Here is a 21,791-nt window from a genome sequence, read left to right as displayed (position 1 = left end):
CCGCATGATCTCGGATATTCCGTTTACGCTTGAGGCGCTCCGCGCAGCCTATGCCGAAGGTGTCACGCCCGAGGCTGTCGTCGAAGAAGCCTTCCGGCGTCTTGATGCGACGGGGGATCCCGGCATCTTCATCCATCAGGCCCGCGAGGCCGCACTGGCAGAAGCGCGTGCGCTTGGCGCCCCCGACGGCCGCCCGCTGTTTGGCATTCCCTATGCCGCCAAGGACAATATCGATGTTGCCGGCATGCCGACCACCGCCGCCTGCCCCGATTTTTCCTATGACGCCACGCAAGACGCCTTCGTCGTCAGCAAGCTTCGGGCAGCGGGCGCCATCTGCCTCGGCAAGACCAATCTCGATCAGTTCGCCACCGGGCTTGTCGGCGTGCGCACGCCCTATCCGGTGCCGCTGAATGCCATTGATCCCGAAATCGTGCCCGGCGGTTCGTCCTCCGGTTCAGCCGTGGCTGTTGCCCATGGCATTGCTGCCTTCTCGCTCGGCACCGACACGGCAGGTTCCGGCCGCGTTCCGGCGGCGCTCAACAGCATTGTCGGGCTGAAGCCGACGCTGGGCGCACTTTCGGCAACAGGGGTGGTGCCCGCCTGCCGCACGCTGGATACGATTTCGATCTTTGCCCAGACCGTTTCAAACGCCTGGGAGGTGCTGTCGGCAACAGCCGTCTATGATGCCGCCGATGCCTATGCCAGGCCGCTGAAGATAGCGCCGCTCGGCCTGCAGCCTTCAAAGCTCCGCATCGCGATCCCCGATGCGGCAAGCCTGAAGACCTTCGGTGATGCAGCGCAGGAGACACATTTTCGCGAGACGATCGACCGCCTGACAGCGACTGGTGCCAAGGTGGCAGAAATCGACCTGACACCGTTCTATGATGTCGCAAAGCTGCTCTATGACGGCCCCTGGGTTGCCGAGCGGACGGCAGCGGTCGGCAATCGCCTGACGGAAGCACCCGAAACGCTCCATCCGACCACGAAAGCAATCGTCGGTGCCGGAACGGCTATAACGGCGGTCGACGCCTTTCGCGGCATGTACCGGCTGAAGGAACTGGATCGGATCTGCGCCCGCGCCATGAAGGGTTTCGACCTTCTCTGCGTGCCAACCATCCCGCATTTCGTCACCGTCGAACAGATTGCCGCCGACCCGATCGGCCCCAATTCACGGCTTGGCACCTATACCAATTTCGTCAACCTGCTCGATATGTGCGGCATTGCCGTGCCGACAGGAGATCGTGCGGACGGCCGCCCCGGCAGCCTGACGATCCTGGCAGCTGGCGGTCAGGACGCGCTGGCAGCATCCCTTGCAGCCACGTTGCAGAGCGGGCGCATGGGCGCTACCGGCTGGTCGCCCGAACCACCGGCCCCTTCTGCCCCAACGCCATTTGCCGGTGAAATCGCGGTTGCCGTCTGCGGCGCACATATGTCGGGCCTGCCGCTCAATCACGAACTGACCTCGCGCGGCGCCCGCTTCCTCAAGGCCACGGCCACGGCACCGGAATATCGCTTCTACGCCCTCGCCGGCGGCCCGCCTGCCCGGCCCGGCCTCGTCCGTCAGGACGGTGCTGGCGGCGCATCGATCGCGGTTGAAGTCTGGGCCATGCCGGTCGAGGCGTTTGGCAGCTTCATGGCCGGCATTCCGGCACCGCTCTGCATCGGCACGGTCGCGCTTGAAGACGGTGCGAGTGTGAAGGGCTTTCTGTGTGAGGGCCGCGCGGTCGGCAATGCACAGGACATTACTGCGCTCGGGTCGTGGCGAGCTTTCATCGCATCACAGGCGGCCTGAGAACCTCGTGGACCGCCACGTCGAAAAGGGCGCGCCCGGACGCGCCCTTTTTGCTGCCTCATCATCCTGGCCGACGCCCCACGGGGCGGTCGGGGACGAACCGGCGAGCCCGAACGGGACCGCCTCAAGATTTGGTGTCGGGAAAATAACCAGCCGAAACCGTCAAAAGCGACAGCGCAACAGCGTCGGCGCATAGAACCTCCACCAGCGCCGCCTGCAGCCGTTTCTCAAAAATCCGAAAAAGATCGCCAATTGGGATGGACCTTTCGGAACGCCTCATTCACATTGAGAATCACTTAAATAACAACCACTTATTAGAGAATCTCAATTACATGTATTTTGCATTCCGGTTTTCGGGAGCACAAGAAACTTTGGATCGAGAATCTAGGTGATCGCAGTTCTCTGCAAAAAAACATGTAGGCCACACTCAACTCCGGCAGGTTAGCGATGGATAGCAGGCGATCGATTTTTGAAATACCCGTTTTCGGGTATCTGGTGCATCTTGCAGATGCACTCATAAAACTTCCGCGCAATGACTATCGTGTCGCTAAACTGCGCAATGACGTGCGCGGCCTCAGTCAACGCCTCAGTAAACTTGACAATAATCTGAAGCGTTTTGAGATCGAACTCAGCGCTTTCACGGCAGCGCTTGAACAAAACGAGGCAGCCTCCAAGAATTTCATTGGTACCTCAGAACGCCACTGGGCGCATTTTTCCAATTCCACCGGAGACATCTCCGCCTTTGGCCACGAGCTGCAGATGGTCTCAGAACGCATCGCGGCAATGAACCGGCCGTATTCACGGTATCGCTCTGCTGGATTGTCTCAGGATGGCAAGACCTATGAAACAGAGACGGAAGCACGCATCCGCCAGATATGGGACCGGATCAACCGCACACGCCAGGATATCCTGCCGGAGTTGATGCTCAATCCCAACGAGGCCGAAGAGATAAGGCAACCTCATATCGTCGATCGCGCCAAGTTCGACAACGCGAAAGCACGGGGTGATCTGCGCTTCAATCTCGGCAGTGCCTCGCCTGCGTTTGATGACTATGTCAACGTCGACAGGTACAATCGACCACATATTGATGTTGTCGCCGAATTCGATGCGCTTCCCGCTGAATTGGGATCTGTGGCCGAGATCTTCTCATCGCATCTTGTCGAACACTATCCGCAGGAAGCCCTGCGCCGCCGCATGCTGCCCTATTGGCACAAACTATTGCGCAAGGACGGCGTCCTGCATGTTGTCGCCGTCGATGCTTCAGCGACAATCGCCGCCGCCGCCGTCGAACGCTACGGCTTCGAGGATTTCAGAGACGCACTGCTCGGCGACCGAAGCCAGGAGGAAAATGGCCCCCTCAACCTGCTCTCGCCGCAGATCATGCGCGATCTGCTGATCGAGGCCGGGTTTGACGACGTCGAGCTTTTGGCGAGCGGCAGACCAAACGGCAAGGGCTTTGAGTTTGAAATCAAGGCAGCGAAATCGAGGTTTCCCTGATGTGATGCCTGCCGGACAATGCCCGCAGCGTTGGCAGCAGCCGGCTGGCGCCGGCATTTCGTTGCCTGTCAAGACGGCATAGCGTTCACAGGGAGATCATGAAACTGTCTGCCATAATGACCTCCCAACAGAGACCATACGTTATTCATTGACGCCAAGAACCTCGGAAGGATTGGGCTGCCCGGACGTAGCCGGAACCGAAGCATGCTCGCTGAGCCGCATCAGACCGTCAACGCAAGGCATATGTCTTCGGCCGACCGTGCAATCAGCAGCTTCCGTCCATCATGGAAGTATCGCCACCCTGCTTCTGCACTGCCCCATTCCCTGAAACTGGCTGCAGGCAGGATCACGTCCGCTTCTGTCATTTTGCCTGCGGCAATTTGGATCTTGGCGAAGCCAACAAGCGCATTTCCGCTGCCGTCGGGGCGCGACCAATAGATCTGAACGACTTCGCTGGTATCGCGCTGCCCGCAGTTCTCAAGGCTGACGCGAAGCAAAACGTCATGATTGTCCAGAACCACGCCTGCAACATCACGGTATCGCACATCGCCGTAGCCAAGCCCGTGCCCGAAGGGAAACAATGGGGGCGTCCCCTGTCTTTCCAGGCGGCGCTGACCGATCATATTCCCTTCCATATAGGCCACCGTGCCGCCAGCTTCCGGCCTGAAGGTCAATGCATCAATGTCTTCCTGTGTTCGGGGAAAGGCCTCCGGCAGGCGTCCCGACGGCTCCTGCCGCCCCAGCAAGACGTCGGCCAGGGCATTGCCGCTCTCCTGGCCGGCATACCATTGCTGCAGCACTGCCCCGGCGTCATCGACCCAGGGCATGGTCACCGGACTGCCGGACTGGACGACGACAATCGTGTTGGCGTTGACGGCACTGACCGCTGCGATCAACTCGTCCTGCCCTTGCGGCAGGCCCAATCCGCGACGGTCCTCCGATTCCGTTTCCCATTCCTCATTGAGGCCCGTGACGATGACCACGGCATCGGCCCCTTCTGCGATCCGGCAGGCTTCCTCAAGCGAGCCAAGCCGGGAAGGCGGACGCAGGCCGAAACGGATCGCCTTCAGCGTTGTGGCAATGCCGTCGCCGCAGGCGTATTCTACGGAGAAAGTGTAGACCTGTCCCGCCTGAAGCGCGATCGTCCCGCGCCGTTCATCACAGCCATGGCCGAAATAGCTTTCGCCCTTCGACCAGCTTTCCCAGGCTTCCAGAACCGGTTCTCCGTCGATGAACAGCCGGCTCAGGCCGGCGCTCATCAAACCAATGTCGTAGGTTCCAGTTTCGGGAGCAGTATAGTGGCAGGTAAGTTTGGCCGAAAATGAGCTGTGATCCACCTCCGGCGCAACGGCGCCAAACCAGCCAAAGGCACTGCTGCTGCCGACCTGCGACAGAACTGGCGCACCTTCGAAAGTCAGGCCGGCATAGAAATCGATGGAAACCGCTGTGTCGATGGCAGGCAGGAAACGATCACCATGGCATCCAAGCGCATGAGCAATCTCGACACCCGGCAAGGCAGCGCGGAGGCCCTCAAGCGGACTGACCGCATAATGTGCATTGATCTGTGCCGAGCCGCCGCCATGGATGACGGCGCGCGCAGCATTGGGGCCGATCACCGCCAGCCGCTTCAACCTTTGAGGCGCAAGCGGCAGGAGATTGTTGCGATTTGTCAGCAAAACCGTGCCTTCTGCGCCAGCCCTGCGGATCAGGTGGCGTGTCTCGCCACGGTCTTCGCTGCGCTCGCGTGCGAGATTGCCTGTCGCGTCTGCGCCCAGCCTGTGTCCCAGGGCGACGATCCGCCGGGCCGAACGGCGCACGCTCTCGGCGGATACATGGCCCTCGCGAACGGCGGTGACGAGCTTTTCACCGCGATGCCTGCCGGGGCCCGGCATTTCCAGATCCAGCCCGGCCACAATCGATTCCACCGTGGTGTGATTGCCGAGCCAGTCGGACATCACAACGCCTTCAAAACCCCATTCATCGCGAAGGATGTCTTCGATCAGGCGGCGGTTCTGCGACATGTGAATGCCGTTCAGGGCATTGTAGGAAGTCATGACGCAGGCGACATCTGCCTCTTTCACCGCAGCTTCAAACGGTGGCAGATAGATTTCCCGCAACGCCTTTTCGTCAATGGCGGAATTGCTGCTTCGCCGTTCATGCTCGCATTCATTGCCGACGAAATGCTTGACTGTCGCGCCGACGCCCTGGGACTGGACGCCGCGGATATAGGCAACGGCCATGCGGGCAGCCAGATGCGGATCCTCCGAAAAGCATTCGAAGTTGCGGCCATTTTGCGGATTGCGATGCATATTAACCGTAGGCGCGAGCAGAACATGGGCATTCTTGGTCCGTGCCTCACGACCAAGATCGGTGCCGATTTCTTCGACGAGATCCGTGTCCCAGCTGGCTGCAAGGGCGATCTCCGCCGGAAATGCCGCAGATTTTGCGCCACCGGAGAAGTTCTCACCTCGTGCACCATTCGGTCCATCCGTCACCTTGATCGGAGCAACACCGAGCCGTCCGATCTCCGCCGTGTACCAGAAGCTCGCACCGGCCAGCAGGCTGACCTGCTCTTCGAGGGTCATGGCGTCGACAAGAGCATCGACTTCATTTTGCATTTCAGAATTCTTTCGGATTACAGGCTTTTGCGCTTCAATGCGCGGACGAGCGCGAAATTCACCAGAACAGTCAGCACAAGGGTGCTGAGAAGCAGAAGAAAGGCCAAAGCGGCGCCGAAGGGCCAGTTTCCGACCCGCACGAACTGGTCATAAACAGCCGGCGCCAGCATGGTGAAGTTGGGGCCACCAAGCAGAACCGGCGTTGCATAGGCATTCATTGACATGATGAAGACGAGGACACAGCCTGCCACCACACCGGGGGCGGCCTGCGGCAGCAGGATCCGCCGGAGCACCGTCAGAGGCGGAGCCCCAAGATTGGTTGCCGCTTCTTCCGTCTGTCGTGGGATGGCTTCGATCACGGCGGAAAGCGTCAGGATCATGTAGGGCATCACCACCGCTGCCGTGCCGAAGACGACTGCTGCGGGCTGATAAAGTAGTTTATAGGGACCGAAGCCAAACAGGCCAAGAAAGGCGTTTAGGGCGCCATCTGTGCTGAGAATGGCCATCCAGCCGGCGGCGCGCACGACATTGCCGACAAGCAGCGGAAAAAGCGTGAGGATAATCAGCGCCGATTTCCACCGGCTCTGCATCCGCGCCAGCCAATAGGCCGGCGCGATTGAAAGCAGCAGGCTGAGCACCGTGCAGCTCACCGCGACCGCGACCGTTACCAGAAGGATCTTCTGGTAAAAGGGATCGGTGATCGCGTTCAGATAATTCTCCCCGGTGACCGCCTCGACCATGAGTTCGGTGGGGCTGTATTGATTCAGCGATATGCGCAGCAGGCCTGCCATCGGCAGGACCAGCAGCATGATCACCAGTGCGGTTGCGGGGAGAATCAGCAGGGGCATTGATCAGCCTTTGAACTCGCGGTTCCAGAAATCGAAGATGGCGCTCTGATTTTCCATGAGATAGGCGTTGTCCATGGGCCGAAGCTTTGCCTGATCCGCCTCCGAAAGACCAATCCTGGCTTGAAGTTCGGGATCGAGCTTTGCATCGGTCACCGAAGGCAGATAGCCGATCGCCTCGGAGAAACCGGTCTGGGAATCCGGCTCGAGAGCAGCATTGATATAGGCGAAGGCAGCATCCTTGTGCGGCGCGTTCTTTGGCACGCAGAGCTCGAAGGCAATCGGGATCGATCCCTCGACCGGCACGGCCGAGGCGATGTTCAGCCCGGCCTTCTGCCAGGCATAGCCGCGGGCCACATAGTTCAGCGTGATCCAGATATCTTCGGACTTGAAGGCCGTCGCTATCGACTCATTGGTCGGCAGGACCTGTGCCTGCTGCTCATTCTTCAGTTCCAGAAGCTTTGCCTGACCGGGTGTGAAATCGGTCATCGAGCCGCCGCCGACCAGAGCCGCGACCGCCGATGTGGCCGTATAGAGAACGTCGGAAATGCCGACCTTGCCCTTATAGGCCGGGTTCCAGAGATCGGCATAGCTGGTCGGCGGAGTGGTGATCTTCTCGGGATTGTAGAGAATGGCGATATAGGAATAGAGCTGCGGTGCCGAATAGGATTTGCGCAGCGCCGGAATGATCTTGGAAAGACGCGGAATACTGGTCTCATCAAGCGTCTCGAGAACGCCGATCTTTGACATCGGATACATATCCAGATCAGCGAGAACGGCGACATCGAAACTCGACTGACGGCGCATCTTTTCGGTGCGGAGCTTGGTCTGGCGTGCTTCGGTCGTTGAAATGTCCTGCAGGACTTCATAGCCCTCGGGAACCATGACCCTGTCATCGACGATCTTGCGCATGAGATCTGCATAGTCACCGCCGAAGATGGAGGCGATAACCTGTTTCTGCTCTTCCGCGCTGGCAGAAATGGGCAGACCGGCGGCGACAAATGCCGAGGTCATGGCGCTAGAAAGGAGAAAGGAGCGCCGGTTCAAACTGAATGTATCTGACATTTCAAAGTTCCCTGTTTGTTGTGTTCACTCATTGGTTTGCCGGCAGAAGCCGGGCATTCTGTTTCGCCCAATCGAGGGTGACATGATCGCCAACCTGCCATTGGGGATAGCGGTTGTCGGTAGCCGCCACGACGAGCAGTCGGGTTCCGGCAAAGTCGACTTCATACTCAGTGCTTGCGCCGAGATAGGTGATACGGCCGATCCTGCTGCCGCCCTCCCCTGCGGTCGTCATGGCGATATGTTCAGGCCTCAGGGCCAGTACCTTTCCGCCGACGCCGGACGTCTCCTCGGCAAGACCGTGAAACAGCGCCCCGCTTTCGGCGCGGAAGGTTCCCGGGGCTATCGGCTCTCCGGCGATCAGGTTGCAGCGGCCGATAAAGCCGGCAACGAAGACATCCGCTGGCGTTTCATAGAGTTCCTTCGGCGTTCCGGCCTGCCGGACAACGCCGCCCTGCATCACCACCATACGATCCGCCATGACCAGCGCTTCTTCCTGATCATGCGTGACGATCAGCGTCGTCAATCCGAGACGCTGCTGAAGGTCGCGGATTTCATGCTGAACCTCGGCCCGCAATTTCGCATCGAGATTGGAAAGTGGCTCATCAAGCAGCAGCAGAGCGGGGTTCACCGCCAGAGCACGCGCCAGCGCGACGCGCTGCTGCTGTCCGCCTGACAATTGTTTGGGCATCCGCTCGGCGAGATGGCCAAGCTGCACCATATCAAGCGCCGCCTTGATCCGTTCGTCCCGCTCCGCACGTCCGACCTTGCGCATTTCGAGGCCGAAACCGACATTGGCCGCAACACTCATATGCGGAAACAGCGCGTAGGACTGAAACACCATGCCGGTATCACGCCTGTAGGGTGCAAGCCGGGTGATATCGCGTCCGTCCAGCAGGATTGAACCGGATGTCGGTTCGACGAAACCTGCGACCATGCGCAATGTCGTGGATTTTCCGCAGCCGGAGGGTCCGAGCAGAGCAACCAGCTCTCCATCCGCAATATCGAGATGGAGCCCGCGCACGACATCCGTATCATGATAGCGTTTGAACAGGTTTTCGATTTTCAGGCTGGCCAAGGGGACACTCCCGGAATGAATGGCGTCAGAAAGCACGCGCGAGTTTGACGTAGCGATCGGTGATCAGCATCAGGATCGCGATCAGGAGGATTTGCAGCGTTCCAACGGCAGCGAGGGTCGGATCGACACGGAATTCGAGATAGTTCAGCATTGCGACCGGCAGGGTGATTTTGCCGGGGCCGATCAGGAGCAGTGACAGCTCCAGATTCTCAAAGCTCTGAATGAAGGAGAACATCGCTCCGGCGATGATGCCCGAGCGCATCATCGGAAGCGTGATGCGCCAGATCACCGTCCATGGCGGCGCACCGAGATTGACAGCAGCCTCCTCGACCGTTGGATCAAGCCCTTCCATGCTGGCGAGCACCAGCCGGACCGTCCAGGGGATGGTCAGCAGCACATGGGCAGCGATCAGCCCGGCACTCGTGCCGACGATGGTGGTGTCAAAACTGTTTTCCAGCCGGATATAGAAAATATACAGCGCCGTCCCCATAATGATCGACGGCACGGCCAGCGGCCCGAGAAGCAGACCCGACACCAATTTTTTTCCGGTAAAATGTCCGCGGAAGATTGCATAGGCGGCAGCGCCGCCGCATGGAACGCCGATGGCGGTAGCAATCAATGCCAGCTTGACCGTTTCAATCAGTCCCGAGCGAAACTCATCGCGGGCCCAGGCATTGGCAAACCACTTCAAAGTGAGGCCGCTCGGTGGAAAACTGACAATGGGATCGCTAAAGAAACTGATGACGACGACGGCTATGACCGGCGCCAATATGAAAATATATGTCACAAGGACAAGACACAGAAAGGCTGCATGGGATAGCCGGCGCGGTGCTGCCATCAAAACGGGCTCCGGGCTGGGCGAAATCTTTGGAGCACAGCCATTCAGTGTGGTAGAACGAAGATGAAATCTTCATGATGACGTCATCATAGACAATGGTGACGTCATCATCAACGAAAAAATTGAGGATTGGCATGAACAAGCGGCGACAGCCAACCATGGGGGATGTAGCTAGAATTGCAGGTGTTTCGCCTGCAACGGTGGCCAGGGTCATTTATGAGCCAGGCAAGGTCGGCCCGGACAAATGCGCCCGGGTTCAGGCCGCGATCGACGAGACCGGCTACCGCCCCAATGTTGTCGCACGCGGCCTTCGCACCCAGCGCAGCTGGACGATCGGGCTTATCATCGTTGACGGCAGTCTCAACCCGTTCTTTGTCCATCTCAGTCACGCCATTCGGGTTGAAGCGCTGGCGCGGGGCTACACGACCCTGACCTTTCAGCATGGCACCAGTCCAGAAACGGCATCGGCCGCCGTTGCCGAGATGATCCAGCGACAGGTCGATGCCGTCGTGTTTTCCTATGCCCTCAGAACGGATGACATTCAGCCATTGCTGGACAAGAAGATCCCCGTCATTCAGATCGAGCAGGAGGTTGTCGATCGGACCGATGCGGTACTGACGGATCCGAAGCCGGGAATAGACGAGGCCATCGCCCATCTCTGCGAGCTTGGCCACCACAGGATTGCGTTTATTGGCGGAGATCCGGTGCTTTATACCCGTCCGCCGGTTCATGGTTCGACCATGGAACGCGACAGGCTGCAGGCCTTTCGCCAGGCAATCGCCCGTCATGATGCTGATCCTGACCCTGACCTGATCATATTGGGGCGTTATTTCGGTGCAAACCGGCAGGATCCAGCCAGTGAGGGGCGCGCAATGATGGAACGCCTGCTTGCCCTGCCGAACCGGCCAACTGCCATTCTGGCATCAAGCGACGTTCTGGCTGCTGGCATTCTGCAAACATTGGGCGCACATGGTCTCAGCGTACCGGAAGACATGTCGCTGATCGGCTTCGATGATTCCGTCGCCGGCCTTTTAACCCCTCCCCTGCACTCAATCACGAGACCGCTGGATCAGATGGCCAGGAAAGCGATCGAGCTTGTTATCTCTACAATTGAGAACAAGGATCACACCCCGCAGCGCATCCTGTTTCCAACGTCAATGTTTCGAAGAGCATCAACCGCCGAGGCCCGGTAGATGAGTTATGATGGAAACTCAAGATTACGTGTGGGCGATGCGCCGTAGATATCGTTACCGTCGCAAGCCTGGCAATTTTGGCATAGGCAGAAACGGTCTCTTCCTCTGAGTAAGGAAGCTCGCCCTGTGCTCCGGCAGCTTGCAGTCCAGATTGTCCTTCTACAATCCCGGAGAATAGCACGCAGATCACTCAGCCGCCAAAAGCCACCGGCAACCACGCGCTGGCTGCGCAGATCCTCCACGGCAACATCGTTCGCAGGTGCACGCTGCCGGACAAGTATCCACCCCACCAATTCAGTTGAATTGATGGGGGCTAGATTTCATTCGCGATTGGCTCTCTTTGGCGCGCATAGCGCTCAAGGAAGTCAACAGTTTTACCCGGTGCGAAGATGTTTTCGAGTACAAGATAAGCTGCACCGCTCAGAGCGCTATCAACGACCGTCTCGGAAAGAACGATTTTAAGGTCATGCGTCGCCAACGGCAGGCATCGCTGATAGACCAGCTCCCGGACGCCGGAAAGCAGGAAATCATGCGCCTGTGCCAAAGTCCCACCGACAACAATGAGACTCGGGTTCAAGAGGCTGACCGCATCTGCAATCGCTTCGCCAATTGTCTGGCCAGACTTGCGGATGGACATGATCGCCTCCGGCTTGTTCTGCGCGACAAGATGAACGACATCCCGCGCATTTTCGGCTTGATAGCCCGCGACACGCAGATCCCGGGCAAGCGCCCAACCCGCCGCGCGTGCCTCAACACAACCAAACTTGCCACACCGGCACAGCGGCGCATTTTCCGAGTAGAACTGGATATGGCCGATATCACCAGCACCGCCCTGCGCACCACGGAAGATCTTGCCGTCAGTAATGATACCACTGCCGATCCCGGTCCCGGCCTTGACAAAGAACATATCGCCAACATCAGGAAAATTCCGCCGATGTTCATAGACCGCCATCAAGTTGACGTCCTTTTCGACAAATACCGGGACGTCATATCGGCACTTGAACCATCCCTTAATGTCGAATCCCCCCCATTCCGGAAGGACAGACGGTCTAACGACACTGCTGTCACGAATATCGATGGGGGCAGGCAAGGATAAACCTATACCGAGCACGATCCGGTCAGATAAACCCGACGATGCAACAAGTTCCTTGAATTCCCGCGAAATGATATCAAGTGTTCCGGCTGGGTCTGATCGCGTGGTAAAATTGAATACGCGCTCTGCCACGATTTCGGGCCGCAGATCCAAGACTGCAACGCGAATATAAGCCTCCCCGATATTGGCGGCCAGGATATAGCCTGCTTCGCCGTTCACCTCCAGAACCCGAGAGGGGCGCCCTCCACTTGGCAATGTTTTTTCGGCTTCGCGCACAATATCCGCTGAAAGCAATGGTGTTAGCCTGGAAGTGAGGGTCGCACGGGAAATTCCCAGAGCATCAAGAAGAGTGGAGCGTGAATTCGCCTTTCCCGTCGCGATCAGGGAAAAGACATCGGCGCTGTTGATCAACTCCTGCGCCAGAGGACTGCCGGCTGACTTGTTCATAACGTTCACTTACCACTTTCAGCAGGCACAACTTTGCGCACTGCGACACGCTTTTCTTTTTATCATTTATACGCATATGTCGTTACACATATATAATATATTACTCAATTATCTCATGATTGACCAAAAACTAAGGCATTAATAGGTGTAATGGAAACACAATAATCCTAATAGGGGCAACCATCCATATTTCCGATGGAGACGGCTGGATTTTCGGGGGACAACCTTCAAAGGGGACCAGCGCGCACGAACCTCCAGATCAACTCCGATTTATCGTGGTGAGATAAGCGAGAGGCGCCACGCCTTGCGATGTGGCGCCCTTCCTTTGTCGTCCTGCGCTTAACGGGCGTCTTCCCAGCCGATATAGCTATCGACGTTGTCAACCGTGACCAGTTGCGGATCCATCAGCACATTGGTCTCTGCCGGCGGGTTCCCCTGATAGATGTCGTTGGCGAGTTCGAAAGCCTTGGCTGCCATCGCATATGGATCCTGAGCAGCTGTCGCGGCAATCAGCGTATTACCGCTTTTCAGAAGATGCTGGACATCCGGTGCGCCATCTACCGAAACGATGAAGAATTCATCACGATGGAGTTGCTTGGCGGCAAGATCGGCTCCCACGGCAGCCGGATCATTCAACGCGAAGACACCGTCGATATGCGGGAAGCGCGTCAGAAGGCTCTGCATAACTTTCATGCCGGTATCGCGAGAACCTTCAGAAGCCTGATCCGCGACGATCTTGATATCCGGATAATTGGCAAGGACACTCTTGCAACCATTCACACGATCGACCACAGCGGAAACCTGAACAGCGTTGACGATAACGACATCGCCCTTTCCGCCAAGCCGGTCTGCCATATACTGGCAGGCGATCTCGCCCGCTTTCACATTATTGGTCGTGACATTAACGTCCGCATTGGGTGCCACGGCATCAAAGGCGGCAACCACAAGGCCGGCATCCTTCGCCTTGCGTACCGAGGGAACGCTGGCATTGGGATCGACCGGCACAATCATCATGACGTTAACACCGGCACCGATAAAGCTATCGATCTGCGACAGCTGCTTATTCAGATCATAATCGGCGGAAACCGATGTGATATCGACATCGGGATTGATCGCCTTTGCCGCATTCGTAATGCCCTCTGCTGTTGCAACGTAGAAGGGATTTCCAAGCGTACCAACGGAAATTCCGACTTTGTCTATGGTTTTGGCATCTCCGGCCAGGGCGGTTCCCGCCGCCAGGCCTGCAAGCATCGCTCCCACTACCAAACCTGATTTCAGTCTCATGACTATCTCCTCTTGATGGGCAATTGCGTGCCCTGTTTACCAGCCTGCCTCCGCAAGCCGATTCCTCACTTTGCGCGATAGCGATCCAGTGCCACTGCGCCGATAATGACGAGCCCTTTGATGATGTATTGCCAGATGTCCGAAACGCCGACGAGAATGAGCCCGTTAGACAAAACCGCGATGATCAGCGCGCCAACCAGCGTTCCCCAGATGGATCCCACACCACCGACGAAGCTGGTCCCACCCAGAATGACGGCAGCAATCGCATCAAGTTCGTAGGATTGCCCCAGCTGCAACCCGTTGGCTGCATAAAGCCTGGCGCTCGACATGACACCACCAAGCCCCGCCAGAAGACCGGAAGCCCCATAGACGAACAACAGCACTTTCCACGTCTTGATGCCGGTCAGCCGTGCAGCCTCTTCATTACCCCCGACCGCATAGATCCAGGTACCGAGAACTGTTCGAGACAATATGATCCATGACAGCACGATCACTGCCAGCGCGATAATCACCAGCCATGGAACACCAAAGAGGCTCCCATTTCCGATCGCAGCGAAAGGCAGGTCGGCATTGAACATCGTCTTGTCATGGCCGATCAGTCTGGCCATGCCGCGAAATGCCGTCAGCGTGCCAAGCGTGACGATGAAGGGAGGCAATTTCAGCGTCGAAATCAGCCCGCCATTGAACAGGCCGCAGGCAAGACCGCAGCCAAGACCGGCGACAATGCCAAGCATTCCGTAATCTGGGACCATCGAAACAATCACGGCCAGCATGGCGGACATGGCCAGAGCCGAGCCAACCGACAAGTCAATGCCACCGGTCAGGATCACGAAAGTCATGCCTGCAGCAAGCACGGTATTGATCGACGCCTGTTGCATGACAATTGAAAGATTACTGACACTCATGAACCGGCCGCTGAGAAGCTGAAACCCTATGGCCAGCAACACCAGAACAGGCAGCATGCCGATCGATTGCATTATCGTGCGGGCTTTGCCCCACATCTGGACCTTCGAACTTGCCGTGGTCCCGTCATTGGTAATATTGCTCATATCGTTAGTCCTCCCGAGACTCCCAATCAGGCCAAGACCTTGGCGGCCGCGCCTGTCGAATAAGACATGATTTCCTCCTGTCTGATCTCGCCGTCCGGCCCTGGTCTGACCTCACCTGAGATAAGTCCGTTGCACATGACGAGAACCCGATCGGACACGCCGACAATCTCCGGCAGCTCACTGGAAATCATCAAAATCGCGACGCCTTTTCGGGCAAGCACATCGATCAGGCGGTAAATCTCTGACTTCGCGCCGATATCCACGCCGCGTGTCGGTTCATCAAGGATGACGATCCGCGGGTTGGCCTCGATCAGACGGGCGAGCAGCACCTTTTGCTGATTGCCGCCTGACAGGGCGCCAACGAGGACACCCGGGCCACTGGCCCTGATGTTGAAATTGGTGAAGGCATGGCTTGCCCTGTCTGCCGCCTTTTTCAGGTCGAGAAAGCCCAAAGGGTGGGCATCTTCACTCAGCACAGAAAGATTGAGGTTTTGCCCGATAGACATATCGAGGAAGAGGCCGAGCCGTTTGCGATCCTCTGTCAGATAGGCAATACCGGCGGCAAGCCCATCACTTGGGCTTTTGACATCCACCGGTTTTCCATCGACCCGGACTTCGCCGGCCGTCTTCGGGTCCGCACCGAAGATCAGCCGGGCCAGCTCTGTGCGCCCGGCCCCCACCAGCCCAGACAGACCGACCACTTCCCCGGCATGAACCTCCAGCGAACAGCCGAAAACATGGGTGTCATCACGGATATTGGTGGCCTGAAGCACCGGCGTGCCGGTGAACGCCTCGACGCGTCGTGTCTTTTTGTAGAAACTGGACAGGTCCCGGCCAACCATCATCGAGATCAAGCGTTCGGGCGACAGATCCTCACGTTCGATCGTTCCAATCTGCCGCGCGTCCCGCAAGACCGTCACCCGGTCGGCAAGCTGGTAAACTTCCTCCATGCGGTGGCTGATATAGATGATCGCAATTCCCTGCGCCTTCAGCTCGGCAATAACCTCAAACAGGCGACTGGATTCGCGTTCAGTCAGCGATGTCGTCGGCTCATCCATGATGATGATGCCAGGCTTGAACGAAAGCGCACGGGCGATTTCGACCATTTGCCGCTCGCCGATGGAAAGCTCCGAGATCAGTGTCCGCGGCGAAAAGGAAAGGCCTAGCCTCTTCAGGATCGCCGCCGTTTTCTCTTCGGTTTCACGCTGAGAGACAAAGCCGAACCTGGCGTTTTCGGTACCAAGATAGATGTTCTGATTGACGTTCAAATTGGGCGCCAGAGACAATTCCTGATAGATCACCGCAATACCGGCCTCTTTGGAGGCTCTCGGTCGGCCTTTGGGCAAAGGCTTGCCAAAGACAAGTATCTCCCCACCCGGATCAGGCGTCAGCGCGCCTGACAATATCTTCATCAAAGTTGATTTTCCGGCACCATTCTCTCCCATGAGAGCGTGGATTTCGCCGCGCTGTACCGTCAGTGAAACGCCGATCAGGGCTTTGATAAACCCAAAGGTCTTGGAGATGTTCTTCATCTCCAGCACGGGACCTGTCTCAACTTCCGTTGCCGTCCTCATCATGTTTCCTTTCCTCCCATAGGGCCGGGTTCCTCAAGCCCGTTCCCTGTTGCAAAACGCCATCCTCTTTGGCGGTTTGCACCTTTGTCTCTCCTCGTTGCTGCGTTGTTTGTGCGGTCACCATGGGCTCATGGCGAATACGGTGAGCCCGATGGCGACCGCGTTCCCGACGGTCGGTTGCTCTGCCGGGAGAGAGATCATCATTGAAACAGCAGCACTCATATCCGGGACGATCCCATAGAAAGGTGGGAGGCCAATGCCGCATACCTTTTTGAGGTCGGTGGACGCATTTCGCACGGAGCGACCGGAGGGAAGTGTTGAAGGTTGGCTGTTCCTGATCGATGGGCAGAGTGCCGACAGTCGAAAAAGGCGTTCTGAGCCTATCGCTTTCCTCGGGCGATCGCTTTCTGAACGGCTGAGGCGACACTAGCTGGCGTCAACTTGAAGTGCTCGAACAGGACCTCCGACGGCGCGCTTTCGCCAAACGTATCAATACCGACAGCGATGCCGTGAGGGCCGATATATTTGCGCCAATAGTCGGTCACACCCGCTTCAACAGAAATCAGCGGCAGGCCCTCGGGAATAACCGAACTGCGATACTCCTCCGGTTGACGGTCGAAAACATAGCTCGACGGGAGAGAAACCACGCGCACATTGATCCCCGAACCGGCAAGCTGCTGTTTCGCCGCCATGGCGATCTCTACCTCGCCACCTGTTGCGATAACCACGGCATCAGGTTTGCGACCCGAGGCTTCGCTCAAGATATAGCCGCCGCGCCGGATCAAATCGGATTGCCCCTGCGGATGCACCTGCTGTGGTAAACTTTGGCGGCTCAATGCCATAACGGTCGGATGGTTCCGATTGGCAATGGCAAATTCCCAGGCGATTGCGGTTTCCGCGGCATCGCAAGGGCGCCATACGTCCAGGTTAGGCATCAGCCGCAGCGATGCAAGCTGTTCGATCGGTTGATGCGTCGGACCATCTTCACCAAGTGCAATCGAGTCATGCGTGAGCGCATAGATAACGCCGATCTTCATCAGCGCTGCCATGCGAATGGCATTCCGGGCATATTCGGAGAACATGACATAGGTGCCACCAAACGGCCGGAACCCGCCATGGAGAAACATGCCGTTCATGATCGCCCCCATGCCGAACTCACGAACACCGAAATAGACGAAATTGCCACCAGTCTGCGCCGTGACCGGCTTCGCATCATCCCACATGGTCAGGCACGAGCTGGCCAGATCGGCAGAGCCCCCAACCAGTTCCGGCAGGTTGTCAGCCAGCATTTCAACGGTTTTCAGACTGGCCCTGCGTGTCGGCATGGCTTCCCTGACGGCTGCCATCTGATCGGTGAATTCAGCCATCCGAGCATCAAACCCATCAGGCAATTCGCCACTCATACGGCGGACAAATTCTGCCGCTTCAGCCGGATAGGCAGCGCGATAAGCGGCGAATATTTCGTCCCATTCAGCTTCCAGCGCTTTGCCGTCTTCTACTGCGCTCCAGCCCTCATAGGCCGTTTCAGGGATCTCGAATGGACCATAGGGCCAGCCAATAGCCGCCTTCGACCGGATAATTTCCTCTTCCCCGAGCGGGTTCCCGTGACTGTCTTCACTGCCGGCTTTGGAAGGAGAGCCTTTGCCGATGGTTGTTTTGCAGCAGATGAAGGTCGGCCGACCTGTTTCCGCCTTACCCGCAGCAATCGCCCGATCGACCGCCGCAACGTCATGGCCATCGACATCGCGGATCACGTGCCAGCCATAAGCGGCGAAGCGCGCAGCAGTATCTTCCGCGAACCAGCCTTCGACATGCCCGTCAATAGAAATACCATTGTCATCGTAAAGCACGATCAGCTTGCCGAGCCCCAAGGTTCCCGCCAGTGAGCATGCCTCATGTGAGACACCTTCCATCAGGCAGCCATCGCCAACAAAAGTGTAGGTAAAGTGGTCTACAAGATCGTGTCCTGGTTTGTTGAAGCTTTCGGCGAGGATCTTTTCGGCAAGTGCCATGCCGACAGCATTGGCAATGCCCTGCCCCAGCGGACCGGTGGTCGTTTCTACGCCTGGCGTATAGCCATACTCCGGATGACCCGGCGTTTTGGAATGCAACTGACGGAAGTTGCGGATATCGTCCATGGAGAGATCATAGCCGCTCAAATGCAGCATGCTATAGATCAGCATCGATCCATGACCGTTGGAAAGAACAAATCGGTCCCGATTAAACCATCGCGGATTTTTGGGATTGTGACGCAAATGACGCGTCCATAGTGCAACGCCGATTTCGGCCATGCCCATGGGCATGCCCGGATGGCCGGAATTGGCGCGCTGTACGGCATCCATCGTCAGGGCCCGAACAGCGTTTGCAAGCTCGGCCGTCGAGACCGAAGAGACATTGCGATTCAGCATTTCAAACTCCACCTGCTCCTGAAGAGCGATGGCGGCCTGAAAGGTCCTCCCATTTCATTACCATGCTCCTCCCTAGTGACGGAAGCATGTAAGACTCTAATACGACCATTTGTAAATATATATATGATCGATAATTGTCATAATTATTATAATTTTTGTATTTTTAGATCATTAGTTTTGTATATTTTTATACATATATATCGAAAATTCAAATCAAACAAACAATCATCAAGGCACATACCGACTTTAGTCGAAACGCAATTCAACCATAGAAACAGCATAGAGAATCAGCGGGAAAGACGATTTCACGAGGCCCGTCACGGACGACTACCTTCTATTGATTCCCTCTGTTCCTGATCAAATGAGCCTGGGCAGAACGGGTATTCGACTTCAGGAAGACGTTCGTCTCGCCGCCGACTTTTCTGCTCGTGAATAGCTTCCAATCCAAGATGGAATGTACGATCGGATTTTCGCTGAAAATTCCACTTTGGAATTGCTTGGCCAGACAATACTCAGTGAGGTTGAGAACTTGCAAACAGACGGGTTCAACCACCGCCCGGAACCTCTAGTGCGGCAAACCAGTTACCCTGATGCCGGGGCATGCACTGGATAGATCCCGGTCATCGATCACCGGGCGATTCTTAGTACATGTCATCTACAATCGAGGCGGCCGCTATTCGGGTATCCCGTTTTCCCAATATACACTTTTGACGGCTTTTGCCTTTCCGATATCGGCAACGACCTTATCCAGCTCGGACAACACCACTGCCGAACTGACAAGCGTAGCACCGATTTCAAGGTCTCCATTGGGACGGTCTTCCACCTCGATATCACGGACCGGGTATTTCGCCTTGTTCAGGAACTCGATAATGCGGCGGCGAATAAGCGTGATGTCTTCTGGCGACACGACCGCGCGAATAACAAAGACAGCTTCTCCTTGGCTGGCCTTGAGCGGCATGCGGTTGACGCGGTCGACCAGAGGGTGAAGCAATGTATTGGCGGCCAGCACGATAAGCGTAATCAATATCGCTTCCGCCACCAGATCTGCCCCGGCACTCGCACCCGCGGCGGCCGAGCACCACAGCGTTGCTGCAGTATTCAGGCCACGCACATGCAGTCCGTCTTTCATGATGACACCAGCGCCGAGGAAACCAATTCCGGAAACGACGTAGGATATCACGCGAACGGCCTCTACGTTTCCGCCGACAGCCTGACCGATATCAACAAAGGCGGCGGCGCCTATCGCTACAAGTGCATTCGTGCGCAGTCCGGCACTACGCTGGCGATATTGCCGTTCCGCGCCAATTGCCGTGCCGCAGATGAAAGCAACAATCAAACTCATAGTACTGTCGAGAATCGAAAAAAGCTGAAAGTGATCGAGGAAACTCATCCGGCATGCTCCGGCCATAGGCAAATTTGCAAATACGACAGAGGGTTGATAGCAAACACGATCAATACCCCAGCCAGCCATGCCTCACCAGCATGAAGACAATATTACACAGTGGCAGACCTGCCACCTTCATTTTAGAAAGCGCGACGGCTGAATCGCCCAACCAATTGTAAGCAGAGTTCTGCAGATGCAGCCTGATCTCCTTACCTCCTCCGTTGGTTTCCGCGCGGAACTGAGCCGGGTTTTCCACCGAGACGTAAGCCAACTCTCACCTCGCCTTTCTGACGCCACCTGTTCACGGTCGCCCATTCAAAAGCGCTGCTTCTTTTTGCAACTGGTTCGGCAAAAGATGCGCTGAAGCCGGAATTTCGCTCACGGACTTCGAAAGGAAAATGAGTTTGACTTAGCTGAACTTGGCGGAACAACCGAAGAACCGAAAGCGCGATTTGGCAGGAAATCTGACGCTATGGCTGGTCTACGCACCCGCGAAGCCGACCGTCACCGCTATGCAAAACAGGCACCAAAAAGCAAAACAAGAACGCCCTATCCCCGCGCCCTAAAAAAGACAATTAATAAACAATCACTTACAGGATAACAGCAAAGTAATGGCGACCCCTGCAGGGTGGTGAGATATTCTGATTTTCTCAATATATTCAATGCCAACATGGCTTGGGTGCGGGTTTTTGTCGGGTGTTGATTTTACTGACGAAATTTAAACAATCCCCGCACCATAAACTCAGCAAAACCTGCTGCAGTTCGATCTCAAAACAACGGCAGATTTCTTATCTCGGACTCACATCGGCCATCCAGAATAATCACCCCGCCGACTGGCTTCTTTGCGCCGCCATTTTCGCCGTTCCCGAAAGGTGAAGGTTTTCGGGCGCCGTCAGGCGTACGAAAGCCTCTCATGCAGGAACCCGCGGCCAGCAATTTCTGAGCTATGGGGTTTTGTGTGTTGAAGCTTCGGGCGGGTCGGTGGTTGCAGCGGTGTTTGTCGGTTTCGGCGCGCCGGAATTGATGTTTTGAATTCCGATCGCGGGGCATTTTCTGGTGATTGTGCGCGTAGTTGTCCGGTTGACAGCTCTCGCCATTCGAATTGGCGCAGGCCCTCCCATTGGCCGGCTCTGCCTTGAGGGGGCCAGATGAATGGTTCTGCCATGCCGGGTCATGACGCATTCTCCCGGTTCGTTGCCGTCGTCTTTGGCGGTCCGCGCGGCTGACGCCCGCGTTCGAACACCTCGATGACAATCATGCGCCCGCCGCAGCAGGGACATGGCGGCCGGATATCGACCGGCGCATCGGCAGCGTCGTGCTCAGGCGGCTGGACAGCGTTCAGGAGTTCGCGGGCGCGTGCGATACAGGTCTTGCGGGAGCCGCCAGCGAGCAAACCGTAATGGCGAATGCGATGGAAGCCCTTCGGCAGAATATGGATCAGGAAGCGGCGGATGAACTCAGTCGTGGCAAGCGTCATGACCTGCTGCCGGTTCGCGCCGTCGCGGCGATAGTCCTTGTAGCGGAAGATGACGCCGTTCTGTCAACGGCGGAGTAAAATCCGGCCACGTGGCGGAGCAAAAGTCGGCCACTTGTGGCGTGCGCATGAGACCGCCGGGAGGGCGTAGCCCG

The 21,791-nt window shown here is 57.1% G+C and carries 14 protein-coding genes and 1 pseudogene; 3 read left to right on the top strand and 12 right to left on the bottom strand.

Going from position 1 to position 21,791, the window contains the following annotated elements; all coding sequences use genetic code 11:
* Positions 1–4 precede the first annotated feature (4 nt).
* Together atzF and FJU08_RS21420 are read left to right on the top strand one after the other, a co-directional pair.
* Positions 5–1,792 carry an allophanate hydrolase gene (gene atzF, locus FJU08_RS21425; protein ID WP_141151110.1) on the top strand — a complete coding sequence of 596 codons (1,788 nt, stop codon included), beginning with the start codon at positions 5–7 and terminating at the stop codon, positions 1,790–1,792.
* A 495-nt stretch (positions 1,793–2,287) separates the two neighbouring features.
* Positions 2,288–3,289: a class I SAM-dependent methyltransferase gene (locus tag FJU08_RS21420; protein WP_141151096.1), complete on the top strand. Its 1,002-nt coding sequence runs from the start codon at positions 2,288–2,290 to the stop codon at positions 3,287–3,289.
* Between the two features lie 221 nt (positions 3,290–3,510).
* On the opposite strand, the gene FJU08_RS21415 is transcribed toward FJU08_RS21420, so the two are convergent.
* The 5 genes from FJU08_RS21415 to FJU08_RS21395 are packed head-to-tail and all read right to left on the bottom strand — an operon-like array spanning position 3,511 to position 9,730.
* Positions 3,511–5,907 carry a glycoside hydrolase family 3 C-terminal domain-containing protein gene (locus FJU08_RS21415; RefSeq protein ID WP_141151095.1) on the bottom strand — a complete coding sequence of 799 codons (2,397 nt, stop codon included), beginning with the start codon at positions 5,905–5,907 and terminating at the stop codon, positions 3,511–3,513.
* Positions 5,908–5,924: 17 nt separating this feature from the next.
* The gene (locus FJU08_RS21410) at positions 5,925–6,755 is read right to left on the bottom strand and encodes an ABC transporter permease (protein WP_141151094.1); all 831 of its coding nucleotides are present in this window, start codon (positions 6,753–6,755) and stop codon (positions 5,925–5,927) included.
* A 3-nt stretch (positions 6,756–6,758) separates the two neighbouring features.
* Positions 6,759–7,817 carry an ABC transporter substrate-binding protein gene (locus tag FJU08_RS21405; protein ID WP_141151093.1) on the bottom strand — a complete coding sequence of 353 codons (1,059 nt, stop codon included), beginning with the start codon at positions 7,815–7,817 and terminating at the stop codon, positions 6,759–6,761.
* Positions 7,818–7,845: 28 nt separating this feature from the next.
* On the bottom strand, positions 7,846–8,892 hold the full coding sequence (locus FJU08_RS21400) for an ABC transporter ATP-binding protein (protein WP_141151092.1): 1,047 nt from the start codon (positions 8,890–8,892) through the stop codon (positions 7,846–7,848).
* Between the two features lie 25 nt (positions 8,893–8,917).
* Entirely contained in the window at positions 8,918–9,730 is an 813-nt protein-coding gene (locus tag FJU08_RS21395; protein WP_141151091.1) for an ABC transporter permease, read from the bottom strand.
* A gap of 134 nt (positions 9,731–9,864) precedes the next feature.
* Here FJU08_RS21395 and FJU08_RS21390 point away from each other — a divergent pair, with 134 nt between their 5' ends.
* Entirely contained in the window at positions 9,865–10,923 is a 1,059-nt protein-coding gene (locus FJU08_RS21390) for a LacI family DNA-binding transcriptional regulator (protein ID WP_235890918.1), read from the top strand.
* A 313-nt stretch (positions 10,924–11,236) separates the two neighbouring features.
* On the opposite strand, the gene FJU08_RS21385 is transcribed toward FJU08_RS21390, so the two are convergent.
* The 7 genes and pseudogenes from FJU08_RS21385 to FJU08_RS21355 all read right to left on the bottom strand — a co-directional run.
* Positions 11,237–12,463: an ROK family protein gene (locus FJU08_RS21385; RefSeq protein ID WP_141151090.1), complete on the bottom strand. Its 1,227-nt coding sequence runs from the start codon at positions 12,461–12,463 to the stop codon at positions 11,237–11,239.
* A 339-nt stretch (positions 12,464–12,802) separates the two neighbouring features.
* A complete protein-coding gene (locus tag FJU08_RS21380) occupies positions 12,803–13,747 on the bottom strand; it encodes an ABC transporter substrate-binding protein (RefSeq protein WP_141151089.1) in 945 nt (314 codons plus the stop codon).
* A gap of 65 nt (positions 13,748–13,812) precedes the next feature.
* Positions 13,813–14,748, bottom strand: a complete 936-nt coding sequence (locus FJU08_RS21375; RefSeq protein ID WP_235890920.1) for an ABC transporter permease subunit — start codon at positions 14,746–14,748, stop codon at positions 13,813–13,815.
* Positions 14,749–14,822: 74 nt separating this feature from the next.
* Positions 14,823–16,370 carry a sugar ABC transporter ATP-binding protein gene (locus FJU08_RS21370; RefSeq protein WP_141151108.1) on the bottom strand — a complete coding sequence of 516 codons (1,548 nt, stop codon included), beginning with the start codon at positions 16,368–16,370 and terminating at the stop codon, positions 14,823–14,825.
* Positions 16,371–16,750: 380 nt separating this feature from the next.
* A complete protein-coding gene (tkt, locus tag FJU08_RS21365) occupies positions 16,751–18,778 on the bottom strand; it encodes a transketolase (protein ID WP_141151087.1) in 2,028 nt (675 codons plus the stop codon).
* Positions 18,779–19,451: 673 nt separating this feature from the next.
* Positions 19,452–20,168 carry an MgtC/SapB family protein gene (locus FJU08_RS21360; RefSeq protein WP_141151086.1) on the bottom strand — a complete coding sequence of 239 codons (717 nt, stop codon included), beginning with the start codon at positions 20,166–20,168 and terminating at the stop codon, positions 19,452–19,454.
* A gap of 1,165 nt (positions 20,169–21,333) precedes the next feature.
* Positions 21,334–21,702 (bottom strand): annotated as a pseudogene (locus FJU08_RS21355) (transposase); the annotation flags it as partial.
* Between the last annotated feature and the right edge of the window lie 89 nt (positions 21,703–21,791).

Source organism: Martelella alba (assembly GCF_006516955.1).
Classification (GTDB): domain Bacteria; phylum Pseudomonadota; class Alphaproteobacteria; order Rhizobiales; family Rhizobiaceae; genus Martelella; species Martelella alba.
Note: the sequence above shows the minus strand (reverse complement) of the source record. Positions and strands in the feature narration are given on the sequence as shown.